Here is a 15,112-nt window from a genome sequence, read left to right on the forward strand (position 1 = left end):
GTGCCGTCTTGCGCCCCGTAAGGGGCGCGGGGCTGTTGTCATTTGCGGCTCCGCCGCGTGGGCGCGACCATGGCGCCCCGTCAGGGGCGCTTACGGGGCGCCGCGCCCCTAGGCGGGAGCCGAATCCGCCGAGCGCGGCAGCCGCAGCGCCGCCAGGCCTCCCGCGAGGAGCAGTCCTGCACTCACCGCCAACGTCACGTGCAGACCGTGCACAAACGCATCCCGCGCCGCCACCCGCAGCGCGGCACCGGCCGGGCCGCCGAGCCGGTCGGCGACTTCGTACGCCTCCCCCACGGAGTGACCGGCCGCGGCCCCCGCCGCACTCGGAACACCCGGCACCGCCGCAACTCCCGGCGCGTACGCCGCATTCATCACGCTGCCCAGCAGCGCGATGCCGATGCCCGCGCCCAGCTGGTACGACGTCTCCCCGATCGCCGCCGCCCCGCCCGCGCACTCCGCAGGAGCCTCGCTGAGCATCGATTCGTAGGCCCCGAACAGCGTGGTCTCCAGGCCGAATCCGAGCAGGACGAAGCACACGACCATCAGGGCCGGCCGGTCCTGGCTGCCCAGAGCGGTGAGGGACAGCACCGCCACGGCCGTCAGGGCGAAGCCCGACGCCACCATCACCCGCGGCCCGACGCGGTGCAGCACCCGGGAACCCACGAGTCCCGCGGCCATGGCGGCCAGCGTCAACGGCAGCAGCCGCAGCCCGGTCCGCAGCGGAGTGAGGCCCAGCACGAGCTGCAGGTACTGCGCGGCCACCAGCTCCAGGCCGACGAGGGCGAGCATGGCCAGCACGATGCAGCCGACGGACGTGCCGAACGCCGGGCGGCCGAACATCGCGAGGTCGACCAGCGGGTGGGTACGGCGGCGCTGCCGCCGGACGAAGAGGACGAGCAGCGCGGCCCCCAGCGCCGCGGGCACCAGCGTGCCCAGCGACAGCGGCTCGGCGGTGCCGATCCGTTTCACCCCGAAGACCAGGCCGAACAGCCCACAGGCCGCCATGAGTGCGCCGAGCACGTCCCACGGCCCATTGCGGTCGCCGGTCGACTCGGGCAGCAGCCACCGCCCGACGGGCAGGCTGACCGCCATGAGCGGCAGGTTGATGAGGAAGACCGAGCCCCACCAGAAGTGCTCCAGCAGGAAGCCGCCGAGCAGCGGCCCGACCGCCGCGCCTATCGCGGCGACCGCGCTCCAGATGCCGATGGCCAGGGCCCGTTCCCGGCGGTCGGGGAAGACCTGCCGGAGGATGGAGAGCGTCGCAGGCATGATCATCGCGCCGCCGGCGCCGAGCAGCGCCCGCGCGGCGATCAGGACTTCCGCGGTGCCGGCGAAGGCGGCCAGGGCGGAGGCCACGCCGAACAGCCCGTAGCCGAGCAGCAGCACCCGGCGCCGCCCGACCCGGTCGCCGAGCGTGCCGAAGAGGATCAGCAGCGAGGCGCAGACGAGCGGGTAGACGTCGACGATCCAGAGCAGCTGGATCGCACCGGGGCGCAGGTCCTCGGTGACGGCCGGGACCGCAACGTGCAGCACGGTGGCGTCGACGGCGACGAGCAGCAGGCTGACGCAGAGCACGACGAGCACGGTCCAGCGGCTCGCGCCGCTTCCGTTCCCGCTGTGCGGCAGCCGGTCCCGCCGGGAGCGCTGCCGGGGAACGCCCGAGGACCGCCGGGGGTCGGCGGTGGTCGTCCCGGACATTCACACACCTCCGTGTCGTGCGAGTCGACAGAGTACGCGAGTCCCGCCCGTGCGCACGTGGCCCGTCTCACGTCGCGCGGCTGGGACAATCGGTCGGGTGACTGATCTCGTTTCCCCCTCCGGCATACGCACCGGCACCCCCGCCGCCGTGTACGGCGGCCCGCTGCGCGGCCGTGCGGCCGTGCCGGGGGTGCTGCGCCGGGCCGCCCCGGCGCTGCTGGTGTACGCGGGGGTGCGGGCCCTGGGGATCGTGGTGCTCGCACTGTGGGGACTGTCCGACGGGAAGGACCCGCTCACCCTGCTGTCGGCCCGCTGGGACTCGCTCTGGTACGCGCGGATCGCCGAGCACGGCTACGGGTACACGCTGCATCTGAGCGGCGGCCGGGTCCACTCCGACCTGGCGTTCTTCCCACTGCTGCCGTGGCTGGAGCGGGGCCTGTCGGCGGTGTCGCCGCTCTCGGCGGGCGAGGCCGGGCTGGTGGTGAGCGCGGTCGCGTCGCTGTGCGCGGCGGGGGCCCTGTTCGCGATCGGCGAGCTGTGCCACGGACGGCGGGCGGGCATCGCGCTCGCGGCGCTGTGGGCGGCACTGCCGGTCGGGATCGTGCAGTCGATGGCGTACTCGGAGTCGCTGTTCACGGCGCTGGCGGCGTGGAGCGTGTACTGCGTGCTCACCGGCCGCTGGGTGTGGGCGGGTTCGCTCGCGGCGCTGGCCGGGCTGACCCGGCCGGTGGGGGCGGCGGCGGTGGCGGCCGTGTGGATCACCGCGGCGGTGCTGCTGTGGCGCCGGGAGCCCCGGTCCGACAGACGCCGGATGCTGCTCGGGGCGGCGCTGGCCCCGCTGGGCTGGCTCGGCTACGTGGCCTGGGTCGGGGTGCGGACGGGCAGCGTGACCGGCTATCTCGATGTACAGGGCGGCTGGGGCAACGGCTTCGACGGCGGGCTGGCGTTCGGCCGGTTCATGGGCGGGCTGCTGGACGGGCCGGGGTTCGCGGGCGGGCTCGCGCTGCTCACCGGCGTCGCGCTGGTGCTGTGGCTGTACGCGGCCGGGGTGCGGCGCCGCCAGCCGCTGCCGCTGCTGGTCTACGGGGGCGTGGTGCTGCTGCTCGCCCTGACCGCGAAGGGGTACTTCGGCTCCAAGCCCCGCCTGATGCTGCCGGCGTTCCCGCTGCTGCTGCCCCTCGCGGCGGCCGTGGCGCGGCTGCGCACGGTGCGGGCGGCGGCGACGGTGGGGACGGTGGCGCTGGCGTCGGCGGTCTACGGGGCGTTCTGGCTGCACGGCTCCGGCCCGCCATGATCGATTATCGGGCGTTCCCGGGGGCTTTCCCGGGACGGGCCGCGGAGGCCGCCCGCAAACACCGCGGAACGCGACGGCCACAAGCCGGCGAACACCGCGGAACGCACGGGGAATTGCCCTGTAAGCCGCCGGACACCGCCCGGCGGCTTTTTTCCTGCCCGCATTTTATGCGGCCCTTATCCGGCGGATTCAAACATGCCGGAGGTCAGGATTGAGACGCATTCCACATCACATCGTCATCACAAAGCGGCCCGATCGGCCAAGCCTCGCCGTCACGCAATGTAACGTCGATTGAGTGCGTACCAATGACGAGCTCCTGCCCGCGCAGGAGCGCCGGACCGAGCCCCCGCGCCCGCGGATGACCCGCGCCCGCGTGGGGATCCTCGCGGCGACCTCCGTGGTCTACGCGGCGATCGTGGTCGGCGTGCTCACCAACTCCTGGCCGGTGCGGTTCGACTGGCAGGTCATGCTCTTCCGGCCGTACAAGCAGTGGCCGGAGATCCACGCCTTCCTCGACTACTTCGTGGTGCTGGGCCAGCGCGGTCCCACCGCCGTGGCGGTGGCCGCCTGGCTGGGCTGGTGCGCCTACAAGCAGAAGACCCTGCGTCCGCTGCTCGTGCTGGGCGTCTCGCTGCTCCTGCTCAACGCCACGGTGGGCGCGGCGAAGATAGGGATGGGACGGCTGGGGCCGCACTACGCGACCCACGTCGGCTCCAACGAGATGTTCGCCGGCGGCGACATATTCCCCTCGGGCCACACCGCGAACGCCGTGGTGACCTGGGGCGTGCTCGCCTACCTGGCCACCACTCCGCGCACCCGCCGGATCGCCTCGGTGGCCGCCGCGCTGCTGGCGCTGGGCGTCGGCATGACGACGGTGTACCTGGGCACGCACTGGATGAGCGACGTGACCCTCGGCTGGACCGCGGGCCTGATGATCCTGCTGGTGCTGCCCTGGTTCGAGGCGCCCATGGCGCGCACCGATGCCTGGCTGCTGGCCCAGTGGCGGCGGCTGCGCGACCGCCGCGCCCCGGTGCCGGCCACGGCCGTCGCGCCCGTCCCGCTGGGCGCGCCGCGCTCCCCGGCGGACGACGAGACGCCGGTGCTGGAGCCGGTGGGCGCCGGGAGCCGGGCGGGCGGACGCCCGCACCTGCCGCAGCGGACGCACACGGTCCGCTCCGAGCGCACGCCGGTCACCCCGACCGGCAGCCGCCGCCCGCCGCACCCGGACCGCGCACAGCGCACGACACCGCTGGGCGGCCGCACGGTGAGCTAGGCAGAACGCACGGATGGCGGCGGTCCTCGGACCGCCGCCATCGGCATTCCCGCGCCCCGAAGGGGCGCGGGGAACTGCGCGACCAGCCACGGACGGCCCGCAGTCGTAGTACCGGGCTACCCCTTCCAGCAGCGCCGCACCGTGCCGTCGACCACCTCGAAGTTGAGCCGCCCCACCAGGTACTCCATGGTGATGACCACCCCGGGCGGCAACGCCCGCACCGTCGTCCAGCCATGGGCGCGAGCCCGCCCGGCGGCCGTGTCGGCGTCGAGTCCCACGTAGTCGTCGAGGGCGTCGTCGGGGTCGGGGGGAAGCTGCGGTAGAGGCGCCATGACAGCCACCGTAGGGGCCTCCGGGCGGCGGGGGAAGCGGGGGCCGGGCACGCTGCCGTCCGGATCGGGTCCGCCACTGGTCACACTTCTGTCACAGAGGGCTCGCACCGGTTTACCCCGGCCCAGCAGGCTCCGTACGGCAATTCCGCACCCCCGGCAACGCCTCCGTAATCAACCCCGGGGAAATTCACCACACCTTTTCCGAATACCCCCGGCAACTCCGCGCACCGCACCGGGAATTCTCGGCACCGCGGCCGTCCCGTTATGCACCGTCAGGAATTCGGGGACGACGTCCCGCACACTTCCGGCACATACGGAATATAAAGTTCCAGCCTCTTGGGGGACCCCGCACCACGCGCGATTGACGAACGGCCGGCGGAGGCACCCTCGCGCGCCGGGCGGCGGACGAGCATCATGGCTGGTGCCCGGGAGAGCCCATGTGCACGACAGGCCGTACGAGCCGAGAGCGAAGCGAGGGGGCACGGATGGGGACCGACACCGCGCAGGCGGAGACCGCGCCGGCCCGGGAGCGCCGGCCCGGCGCCGTCGTCGTCGACTGGCTGACCACCACCGACCACAAGAAGATCGGGCATCTCTACCTGATCACCTCGTTCGCCTTCTTCCTGGTCGCCGGGCTGCTCGCCATGCTGATGCGAGCCGAACTGGCCCGTCCCGGGCTGCAGTTCCTCACCAACGAACAGTTCAACGAGGCGTTCACCGCCCACGGCACGATCATGCTGCTGCTCTTCGCCACCCCGGCCTTCGCGGGGTTCGCCAACGAGATCATGCCGCTGCAGATCGGCTCGCCGGACGTGGCGTTCCCCCGGCTCAACATGCTCTCGTACTGGATGTACCTGTTCGGCGGTCTGATCGTGGTGAGCAGCCTGCTGATGCCCGAGGGCGGCGCCGCCTTCGGCTGGACCGCCTACGCCCCGCTGAGCAGCGCGGCGCGCTCGCCGGGGATCGGCAGCGACATGTGGATCCTGGGCCTGGCGCTGTCGGGCTTCGGGACGATCCTGGGCGCCGTGAACTTCCTGACCACCATCATCGGGATGCGCGCGCCCGGCATGACGATGTTCCGGATGCCGGTCTTCACCTGGAACGTCCTGTTCACCTCGATCCTGATCCTGATGGCCTTCCCGGTCCTGGCCGCGGCCCTGCTCGTCCTGGAGGCGGACCGGCGGTTCGGTGCGGTGGTCTTCGAATCGGCGAACGGCGGGGCGCTGCTGTGGCAGCACCTGTTCTGGTTCTTCGGGCATCCCGAGGTCTACATCATCGCGCTGCCGTTCTTCGGCATCATCACCGAGATCATCCCGGTCTTCTCCCGCAAGCCGATCTTCGGCTACGTGATGCTGATCGGCGCGACCATGGCCATCACCGCGCTGTCCGTGGTGGTCTGGGCGCACCACATGTTCGCCACGGGTGCGGTGCTGCTGCCCTTCTTCTCCTTCATGTCCTTCCTCATCGCGGTGCCGACGGGCGTGAAGTTCTTCAACTGGATCGGCACCATGTGGCAGGGCTCGCTGTCCTTCGAGTCGCCGATGCTGTGGTCGGTGGGCTTCCTGGTGAGCTTCCTCTTCGGCGGGCTCACCGGTGTGATCCTGGCCTCGCCGCCGCTGGACTTCCATGTGACGGACACCTACTTCGTCGTGGCGCACTTCCACTACGTGGTGTTCGGGACGGTGGTGTTCGCGATGTTCGCGGGCTTCTACTTCTGGTGGCCCAAGTTCACGGGCAAGCTGCTGGACGACCGGCTGGGGAAGATCCACTTCTGGACCCTGTTCACCGGCTTCCACCTCACGTTCCTCGTCCAGCACTGGCTGGGCGCCGAGGGCATGCCGCGCCGTTACGCCGACTACCTGGCGGCGGACGGCTTCACCATGCTCAACACGGTGTCCACGATCGGCGCGTTCCTGCTGGGCCTGTCGACGCTGCCGTTCTTCTACAACGTCTGGAAGACCGCGAAGTACGGCAGGAAGGTCGAGGTCGACGACCCCTGGGGCTACGGCCGTTCGCTGGAGTGGGCGACCTCCTGCCCACCGCCGCGGCACAACTTCCTCACCCTGCCCCGTATCCGCTCCGAGTCGCCGGCCTTCGACCTGCACCACCCGGAGACGGTCCGCCACGAGAAGGCACCGGCGGCCCCGGCCGAGCCGGGCCCGGCCGGCGCCTGACGGGCCGTCGCCGAGGTCAGCGGGCGGTGGGGGGCCGCTCGTCGATCCGTACGGAAAGGTCGTTGTCGACGGTGTAGTACGGGCTCACCCGGGCAGGGGCGTACGTGGCGTCGACTTCCTGGGCGGGGTAGGTGAATATCTGTTTCTTGTCGGCGACGTCGTCGAGGATGCGGGCGAGCCGGGCCGCGGCGCCCTCGGCCGGGCGCAGCCACAGGTCCCAGACGTCCAGGCCGCCCTGCCACTCCTCGCACAGGCCGGCGAAGGGGAGGGTGAAGGTGAAGTCCGGGCCGTCGGCGGTGACGGGTGCGGTGCGCATGACATCGCTGTCACGGCGCAGCCGCGCCTCCACCACGGCGTCCTTCAGCCAGGCCTCCGGGTCGCCGACGCGGTACAGGGTGCCGTGGCCGGTGAGGCCCGAGGGGTCCAGGAGGAGGTCCCCTGCCTCGGCGTGCGGGGAGCGCAGCCAGCTGCGCAGCGAGAGGTTGCCGTGCTTGGTCGCGTACGGGATGCGGACCGCGAGCGGCGAGGTGCTGGGCCCGGGTCTGCGGTCGACCAGGGAGCGCAGGTCGGCCAGGCCCGGCACCAGCCGCCGCGGGGCGTCCTCGCCGCAGGCCGCGTGGACGTCCCAGCGGCCCTCCGGGAGGGCGACGGTGCTCGGCAGGACGGCGCGCACCCGGCCGTCGCCGTTGGGCGTGAGCGGCAGACGGACCTCACCGGACTCGTCGTCGCCGCCCCGGCGGCGCAGGACGAGCGCCGCGGACCACTGGGCGCAGGCTTCGGAGAGGCCCGGGGCGTCGAGGTCGAAGGTGAGTCCGCCCGCGGAGTCCGCGATGCAGTCGGCAGTGGGGTTCCCCATGCCGAAGGCCATGGGAGGGGCAGACACGATGGTGCACTCCTCGGGGGTGGTGGAGCCGCCGGGACCGGCGGCGTCGGCGGGCACGGTGGAAGGGGTCATGCGGCACGCACCCGTCGGAAGGCGGCGCGGCTCGCGTCCCTGGTCTTGAACGCGCTGCTGAGGAGGGATCCCCGGGTCCGGTGCAGCGAGCCCCGCAGGGCGCCGCGGCCGGTCAGATCGGTGAAGAGGGCCTCGTAGCGCTCGGCGATGTGCGCGGGGTCGAACCGGGCCGCGTTCTTCAGCGCCTCCCGGCCCATGCGGCGCCGCAGTTCGTCGTCGTCGATCAGCTTCAGCAGCCCGGCCGCGATGGCGTCCGGCTTGCCGACGGGCACCAGCAGACCGTCGGTCCCGTCGGTGATGATCTCGCCGGGGCCGTGCGGGCAGTCGGTGGAGACCACGGGGAGGCCGCAGCGCATCGCCTCGACGATGGTCATGCCGAACGACTCCAGGCTGGAGGTGCAGGCGGCGACGGAGCCCTTGACCCACTCGGGGTCCAGGGGGTTGGCGGGGCCCATGAGGAAGACGTGGTTGTAGAGGCCGAGCTTGTCGATCAGAGCCCGCAGCTTGGCGCGCTCCGCGCCGGCCCCGTAGATCCGCAGGCGCCAGTCGGGACGCTCGGCGGCCACCTTGGCGAAGGAACGAATCAGCACGTCGTACCGTTTCGCCGGAGCCAGCCGGCCGGCCGCGATCACCCACTTGCCGGTGCCGTCCGCGGGCTCCAGGGCCGGTGCCGGAACGCCGTTGGGCACCGCCTCGATCCGCACCCCGGGGAGCCTCATGAGCTTGCGGTAGGTGCGCGCGTCGGCCTCGGTCACGGTGGTGACCGCGTCCAGCCGCGGGTAGTGGGTGCGCAACGCCAGCTTCAGCGGACCGCTGTGGGTGCCCAGCGTCAGGTGCTCCTGGCCCACCCGGACCGGACCGCGCCGGGCCTGCTGGGCGATGTGCACGTTGAGGCCGGGCCGGGTGCCCACGACCACGTCGCAGTCCAGGCCGCGCAGATGCCGGGCGATCCGCTCGTCGGTCAGCGCGCTGTACTGCTGGTAGCGGCCCTCGGCGGCGGGGAAGACGGAGGCCGGGACGGCGTACCCGGGAAGCTCGCCCGCGTACTCCGGGCTGTCCTTGCGCAGGTCCACCAGGTGCCGCAGGCGGACCTTGCCGCCGGGGGCCAGCATCGGCTCGTCACGGTGGCGGAAGACGGAGACGATCTCCACGTCGTGCTGCTCGGCGAGGGTGCTCGCGAGGTTGTACGTGGTGCGGATGGTGCCGCCGATCCCGTACGCGTTGTGAATCAGGAATGAGATGTGCATTCGTCCCCATGCAGCCGGTGTGCCGCGGTCATCACCCGATGACCCGCCTCCTGAAGGTTAGACCGTGGCCGGTGCCGCAGGGTTGGCTGTGATCGTCAACTCGTTGTCCGAGCGTTGGCGAATCGGTAGCGGGGACGGGAACTTTTCCGGGCCGTGACCCCGGCCACGGATCGTCCGTTGTCTTCTTGTGGGCCGGGAAGAGCCCGGCACCACGCACCCCATGCACCACAGCTGCACCACCGTTTTGCCCGCACCAAGTTCGAGGAGCTCCCCGTGCCGCGCATGCTCGATGTCAGCGACGAAGTACGCGCCGAGATCGGCGACGAAGAGGCGGACCGACTGCTCGGCGGCGACAGCGCCCCGGGTGTGTACGACTGCACCTCCTGCCGCACCCCGGGCGACATCGACCGCGAGCGCACCAGCACGGTGCTGTTCGTCGGCGAGGAGACGGCGGTGCTGGCCTTCGCGCACGCGGCCTGCATCCCCTCCCAGGTGGTGCCGGTCTCCGAGGAGCAGCTCCAGGGCGCCGTGAAGTCCATCACCGCCGGCGAGGGCGGGCAGCCGGCGCCGGAGGTGCCGCTGCAGGCCGAGCTGGGCGTGACCAGCGGCCTGGTCCTGGTCGACGGGGACGTCCACCCCGCGCTGGTCGTCGAGCCGCTGGGCCCGATCGCCCGCCCCGGCACCACCGGGCCCGTGGACGTCTTCCTCGACCTGCTGCGCGAGCAGGGCTTCAAGGACGTCCCGGCCATGGACCGGGTGCCGGAGCCGATCGGGGGCTGGTCCGTGCTGCTCGCCATGGGCCAGCTGCACGCGATCCTCCAGCCGGGCCCCGGCACCAGCGCCGCCGTGGCGTGGTGGCAGGCGCACCAGCCGATGGAGGTGGCCCCCGAGTGGCGCGCCGCCGTCAACAAGCAGCGCCGCGTCCTGGTCCTCTGCTCCCCCTCCGGGACGATCGGTGCGCAGCCCCGCGAGGACCTGCTCCGCGAGGCCCTGGACCGGGCCGCGGCGGGCGGACGGCTGGTCGGCGCGAGCATGCCGCTCGCGGGCACCTGACCGACGGTGCGCGCCCGGCGCACACCACCCCGGCGGGGCATTCCCGTCCCGGGCCGCATCCCCGCGGCTCCGGAGTCGTTGGCAGGGATGTGTACTCATACGAACCCGTGTCCCGGACCTCGTATCCGAACTACATCCCCGGCATGCGGCCACCCCGCGATGCCTCCCCGGAGAGTCACCCCGGCTCGGTCACCCCGATCTACGACGCTCTCTGCTCCGAGTACCGCCGGTCCTTCCGGACGCTGCCCGGCGACCGCGCCGGGGAGGAGGAACTGAAGTTCAAGGGCTTCGGTGCGCCATCGCCCGGCGGCTATGCCCAGCCGTACGCGGGGGCGTATCAGGGGCAGTCGTCCGGGTACAACCCGGCCTGGGATTCGTACTACGGCCGGCAGCGCAGCGGCAGTCCACTGCCGGCGTTGCCGCCCGCGCCGCGGCGCAATTTCTAGCCTGCGGCAGTCCCGCGCCCCTGACCGGGGCGCGGAAAACGGCTGCTACTTCTTCTTCGACCGCTTCTCGCGCACCCGAACCGACAGGTGGATCGGCGTGCCCTCGAAGCCGAACTCCTCGCGCAGGCGGCGCTCGACGAAGCGGCGGTAGCCCGCCTCCAGGAAGCCGGAGGCGAAGAGGACGAAGCGCGGCGGCTTGGTGCCCGCCTGGGTGCCGAAGAGGATGCGCGGCTGCTTGCCGCCGCGGATCGGGTGCGGGTGCGCGGAGACGAGCTCGCCGAGGAAGGCGTTCAGGCGGCCGGTCGGCACACGCGTCTCCCAGCCCGCCAGCGCGGTCTCGATCGCCGGGACCAGCTTCTCCATGTGCCGGCCGGTGCGCGCCGAGACGTTGACCCGCGGCGCCCAGGCGATCTGCTGGAGCTCGGTCTCGATCTCGCGCTCGAGGTAGTAGCGGCGCTCCTCGTCGAGCGTGTCCCACTTGTTGAAGGCGATGACCATCGCCCGGCCGGCCTCGACGGCCATGGTGATGATGCGCTGGTCCTGGACGCTGATGGTCTCGCTGGCATCGATCAGGATGACGGCGACCTCGGCCTTCTCGACCGCGGCGGCGGTGCGCAGGGAGGCGTAGTAGTCCGCGCCCTCCTGGAGGTGGACGCGCTTGCGGATGCCCGCGGTGTCCACGAACTTCCAGGTGGTGCCGCCCAGTTCGATCAGCTCGTCGACCGGGTCGCGGGTGGTGCCGGCCAGCTCGTTGACGACGACGCGCTCCTCGCCCGCCACCTTGTTCAGCAGCGACGACTTGCCCACGTTCGGGCGGCCGATCAGCGCGATGCGGCGCGGGCCGCCGACGGTGCCGCCGAACGTCGCGGCCGGGGCCTCGGGCAGCGCCTTGAGGACCTCGTCCAGCATGTCGCCCGTGCCGCGGCCGTGCAGCGCGGAGACCGGCATCGGCTCGCCGAGGCCGAGCGACCACAGCATGGCGGCGTCGGCCTCGGCGGACGGGCCGTCGACCTTGTTGGCGCACAGCACGACGGGCTTGCCGGCCCGGCGCAGCAGCTTGACGACGGCCTCGTCGGTGTCGGTGGCGCCGACCGTGGCGTCCACGACGAAGACGACCGCGTCGGCGGCCTCGATCGCGTACTCGGCCTGGGCGGCGACGGAGGCGTCGATGCCGAGGACGTCCTGCTCCCAGCCGCCGGTGTCGACGACCTTGAAGCGGCGGCCGGCCCACTCGGCCTCGTAGGTGACCCGGTCGCGGGTGACGCCCGGGCGGTCCTCGACCACGGCCTCGCGGCGGCCGATGATGCGGTTCACCAGCGTCGACTTGCCGACGTTGGGGCGGCCGACGACGGCGAGGACCGGCAGCGGGCCGTGCCCGGCGGCCGCGAGCTCGCTCTCGACCTCCTCGGCGTCGAAGCCTTCCTGGGCGGCGAGCTCCATGAACTCCGCGTACTCGGCGTCGCCAAGCTCACCGTGCTCGTCGCCGGTGTGGATCTGGTCGTTCATGAAGTCCGTTCCTCAGTTCTTCGTCATCGGCGGACCCTGACGGCCCGCTACTAAGTCTCGTTCAGCGCCCGGTGCAGCGCCTGGCGTCCGCCAGGTGCGCGCTCAGCCGCTGCTGGATGCGCACGGTCGCCTCGTCCAGCGCCTTGCGCGTACGCCGCCCGCTGCCGTCGCCGGCCTCGAAGGGGTCGCCGAAGACCACGTCCACGCGGCTGCGCAGCGGCGGCAGCCCCGGTATGACGCGGCCCTTGCGCTCGGCGCTGCCGAGCACCGCCACCGGCACGACCGGCGCGCCCGAGCGTACGGCGAAGTACGCCAGGCCCGCGCGCAGCGAGGCGAAGTCGCCCTCGCCCCGGCTGCCCTCGGGGAAGATCCCCAGCACGCCGCCCTGCTCCAGGACCTCCAGCGCGCCGGTGACCGCGGTGCGGTCGGTGCCCGAGCGGTCCACCTTGAGCTGGCCGATGCCCTGCAGGAACGGGTCCAGCGGGCCGACGAACGCTTCCTTCTTGATCAGGAAGTGCACCGGCCGGGGCGCCGTGCCCATCACCATCGGGCCGTCAATGTTGTGGGTGTGGTTGACGGCCAGGATGCAGGGCCCCGCGGCGGGCACCCGCCAGGCGCCCAGCACACGCGGCTTCCACAGCCCGTACATCAGGCCGATGCCGATCCGCCGCCCGACGGCGGCACCGGATGCGGACCCGGTCACGCCGACCGCTTCTCCTCGATGAGGGTGACGACGCACTCGATGACCTGGTCCAGCGTCAGCTCGGTGGTGTCGACCTCGATCGCGTCGTCCGCCTTGGCCAGCGGCGACGTCTTGCGGCCGGAGTCGGCGGCGTCGCGCTTGACCAGGGCGGCCTGGGTGGCGGCCAGGTCGGCCGCCTCCTTGCCCTTCAGCTCGCCGTTGCGGCGGGCGGCGCGGGCCTCGGCCGAGGCGGTCAGGAAGATCTTGACGTCGGCGTCCGGGAGGACGGTGGTGCCGATGTCCCGGCCCTCGACGACGATGCCGTGCGGCGCCTCGGCGGCGATCGCCCGCTGCAGCTCCGTCATCCTGGTCCGCACCTCGGGCACCGCGCTGACGGCGCTGACCGCGGCGGTGACCTGCTGGGTGCGGATCGGGCCGGACGCGTCCGCGCCGTCGACCGTGATGGCGGGGGCGGACGGGTCCGTGCCGGAGACGATCTCGGGCTTGCCCGCGGCGTCGGCGACGGCCTGCGCATCGTTCACGTCGATGCCGTTGCTCAGCATCCACCAGGTGATCGCCCGGTACTGGGCGCCGGTGTCCAGGTAGCGCAGGCCGAGCTTGGCGGCGACGGCCTTTGAGGTGCTGGACTTGCCCGTGCCGGAGGGGCCGTCGATGCCGACGATCACGGCTGCCGGAGCGGTCCGGGCGGCGGTTTCCACGGTGTTGGACACCTTCCTTGTGCACGGGACGGAGAACGTTCGAGGGCTGTGGGCCTCACACAAGGTTACTGGCTCGCCCGACCGCCCCGTGCAGCCGCTGCCCCGCCGCCTACTGCCGCACCGACCAGCCGCGATCGCGCAGCGTCGCGGCCAGCCCGGCGACCGCGCCCGGCTCGACCATCAGCTGGATCAGGCCGGCCTGCTGGCCGGTGGCGTGCTCGATACGGACGTCCTCGATGTTGACGCCCGCCCGGCCCGCGTCGGCGAAGATCCGGGCCAGCTCGCCCGGCTGGTCGCCGATCAGCACCGTGACCGTCTCGTACACCGCCGGGGCCGCACCGTGCTTGCCCGGGACGCGCGAGCGGCCGGCGTTGCCGCGGCGCAGCACGTCCTCGATGCCCTCCGCGCCCTCGCCGCGCTTGGCCTCGTCGGCGGACTCCAGGGCGCGCAGGGCCCGTACGGTCCCGTCCAGGTCGGCGGCGACGGCGGCGAGGATGTCGGCCACGGGGCCGGGGTTGGCGGAGAGGATGTCGATCCACATCCGCGGGTCGGAGGCGGCGATCCGGGTCACGTCGCGGACGCCCTGGCCGCACAGCCGCACGGCCGTCTCGTCCGCGTCCTGCAGGCGGGCGGCGACCAGGCTGGAGAGCAGCTGCGGGGTGTGCGAGACGAGGGCGACGGCCCGGTCGTGGGCGTCGGCGTCCATCACCACGGGCACCGCCCGGCAGTGGGCGACGAGTTCCAGGGCGAGGTTGAGGACCTCGGTGTCGGTCTCGTGGGTGGGGGTGAGCACCCAGGGCCGGCCCTCGAAGAGGTCGGCGCCGGCCGCCATGGGACCGGAGCGCTCGCGCCCGGCCATGGGGTGCGTGCCCAGGTAGCGGGACAGGTCGCAGCCGAGCGCCTCCAGTTCGCGGCGCGGGCCGCCCTTGACGCTGGCGACGTCGAGATAGGCGCGGGCGGTCCCGCTGCGGATGGCCTCGGCCAGGGTCGTGGCGACGTGCGCGGGCGGCACGGCGACGACGGCGAGGTCGACCGGTCCGTCCGGCTCCTGGTCGGTGCCGGCGCCGCGGGCGGCGGCGGTACGGGCCTGGGCGGGGTCGTGGTCCCTGAGGTGGACGTGGACGCCGCGGGCCGCGAGGGCGAGGGCGGCGGAGGTGCCGATCAGGCCGGTGCCGATGACGAGGGCTGTTCTCACCGGACCCAGCCTAGTGCCGCCCTGCGGGACGGGGAGCGCGGTGTCCGGTACAACGAAGGGCATGATCTATCACGTGGTCCCCCTGGACGACTGGCTCGCGCTGCCCGACCGCCCGTACTCCCCCGCCTCGCTGGCCGACGACGGCTTCGTGCACTGCTCCCCCGACGAGGCCACGACGCTGGCCGTGGCCTCGGCCTTCTACCGGGAGACGCCGGGACCGCTGATGGCGCTGCTCATCGACGAGCACAAGCTCGACGTCATGGTCCGCTGGGAGCCGGCGGACCCGGCCCCGCCGCCGGGGGTCGCGCCGGGGACGCGGTTCCCTCATGTGTACGGGCGCATCACGCGGGATGCGGTGGAGGGGATGATGGAGATCCAGCGGGACGCGACCGGGGCGGCCACGGGGCTCACTGTGTGGTCCTAGGCGTCGTTCTGCGGCTGCGGGCCGGATGTGGTTGCTCGCGCAGTTCCCCGCGCCCCTTTCGGGGCGCGGGGACGGGGCGCCGGTATCGCCTTTTAGAGGTCGACCTCGCGCATC

General features: G+C 72.7%; 14 protein-coding genes. 6 read left to right on the forward strand and 8 right to left on the reverse strand.

Features of this window, described 5'->3' with window-relative positions; genetic code table 11:
- Positions 1-108 precede the first annotated feature (108 nt).
- Entirely contained in the window at positions 109-1,698 is a 1,590-nt protein-coding gene (locus HG542_RS12250; RefSeq protein ID WP_171080526.1) for an MFS transporter, read from the reverse strand.
- Between the two features lie 97 nt (positions 1,699-1,795).
- On the opposite strand from HG542_RS12250, the gene HG542_RS12255 reads away from it, so the two are divergent.
- A complete protein-coding gene (locus HG542_RS12255; protein ID WP_373313217.1) occupies positions 1,796-2,992 on the forward strand; it encodes a putative hexosyltransferase in 1,197 nt (398 codons plus the stop codon).
- Positions 2,993-3,287: 295 nt separating this feature from the next.
- On the forward strand, positions 3,288-4,265 hold the full coding sequence (locus tag HG542_RS12260) for a phosphatase PAP2 family protein (RefSeq protein ID WP_171080527.1): 978 nt from the start codon (positions 3,288-3,290) through the stop codon (positions 4,263-4,265).
- A gap of 116 nt (positions 4,266-4,381) precedes the next feature.
- Here the strand turns inward: HG542_RS12260 and HG542_RS12265 are convergent, their stop codons facing one another.
- Positions 4,382-4,597, reverse strand: coding sequence for an I78 family peptidase inhibitor (locus HG542_RS12265; protein WP_171080528.1), 216 nt, complete (start codon positions 4,595-4,597; stop codon positions 4,382-4,384).
- Between the two features lie 485 nt (positions 4,598-5,082).
- Between HG542_RS12265 and ctaD the strand changes: the two genes are divergently transcribed.
- Positions 5,083-6,771, forward strand: coding sequence for an aa3-type cytochrome oxidase subunit I (ctaD, locus tag HG542_RS12270; protein WP_171080530.1), 1,689 nt, complete (start codon positions 5,083-5,085; stop codon positions 6,769-6,771).
- Positions 6,772-6,787: 16 nt separating this feature from the next.
- On the opposite strand, the gene HG542_RS12275 is transcribed toward ctaD, so the two are convergent.
- Positions 6,788-7,726, reverse strand: coding sequence for a hypothetical protein (locus HG542_RS12275; protein ID WP_229922873.1), 939 nt, complete (start codon positions 7,724-7,726; stop codon positions 6,788-6,790).
- On the reverse strand, positions 7,723-8,973 hold the full coding sequence (locus tag HG542_RS12280) for a glycosyltransferase family 4 protein (protein WP_171080532.1): 1,251 nt from the start codon (positions 8,971-8,973) through the stop codon (positions 7,723-7,725). The genes HG542_RS12275 and HG542_RS12280 overlap by 4 nt, the downstream gene beginning before the upstream one ends.
- A 273-nt stretch (positions 8,974-9,246) precedes the next feature.
- On the opposite strand from HG542_RS12280, the gene HG542_RS12285 reads away from it, so the two are divergent.
- Together HG542_RS12285 and HG542_RS12290 are read left to right on the forward strand one after the other, a co-directional pair.
- The gene (locus HG542_RS12285; protein WP_171080534.1) at positions 9,247-10,026 is read left to right on the forward strand and encodes a DUF8842 C-terminal domain-containing protein; all 780 of its coding nucleotides are present in this window, start codon (positions 9,247-9,249) and stop codon (positions 10,024-10,026) included.
- 143 nt (positions 10,027-10,169) lie between these two features.
- Positions 10,170-10,472 carry a hypothetical protein gene (locus tag HG542_RS12290; protein ID WP_229922874.1) on the forward strand — a complete coding sequence of 101 codons (303 nt, stop codon included), beginning with the start codon at positions 10,170-10,172 and terminating at the stop codon, positions 10,470-10,472.
- A gap of 45 nt (positions 10,473-10,517) precedes the next feature.
- On the opposite strand, the gene der is transcribed toward HG542_RS12290, so the two are convergent.
- From der to HG542_RS12310, 4 genes are all read right to left on the reverse strand, one after another.
- On the reverse strand, positions 10,518-11,978 hold the full coding sequence (gene der / locus HG542_RS12295; protein ID WP_171080536.1) for a ribosome biogenesis GTPase Der: 1,461 nt from the start codon (positions 11,976-11,978) through the stop codon (positions 10,518-10,520).
- Between the two features lie 61 nt (positions 11,979-12,039).
- Positions 12,040-12,717: a lysophospholipid acyltransferase family protein gene (locus HG542_RS12300; protein WP_373313218.1), complete on the reverse strand. Its 678-nt coding sequence runs from the start codon at positions 12,715-12,717 to the stop codon at positions 12,040-12,042.
- Positions 12,678-13,379 carry a (d)CMP kinase gene (gene cmk / locus HG542_RS12305; protein ID WP_171080538.1) on the reverse strand — a complete coding sequence of 234 codons (702 nt, stop codon included), beginning with the start codon at positions 13,377-13,379 and terminating at the stop codon, positions 12,678-12,680. Before cmk ends, HG542_RS12300 begins: the two co-directional genes overlap by 40 nt.
- Before the next feature lie 109 nt (positions 13,380-13,488).
- Positions 13,489-14,574, reverse strand: coding sequence for a prephenate dehydrogenase (locus tag HG542_RS12310; protein ID WP_171080540.1), 1,086 nt, complete (start codon positions 14,572-14,574; stop codon positions 13,489-13,491).
- A gap of 61 nt (positions 14,575-14,635) precedes the next feature.
- On the opposite strand from HG542_RS12310, the gene HG542_RS12315 reads away from it, so the two are divergent.
- The gene (locus HG542_RS12315) at positions 14,636-14,998 is read left to right on the forward strand and encodes a DUF952 domain-containing protein (protein WP_171080542.1); all 363 of its coding nucleotides are present in this window, start codon (positions 14,636-14,638) and stop codon (positions 14,996-14,998) included.
- The last annotated feature ends 114 nt before the right edge of the window (positions 14,999-15,112 follow it).

The organism is Streptomyces morookaense (assembly GCF_013030945.1).
Classification (GTDB): domain Bacteria; phylum Actinomycetota; class Actinomycetes; order Streptomycetales; family Streptomycetaceae; genus Streptomyces; species Streptomyces morookaensis.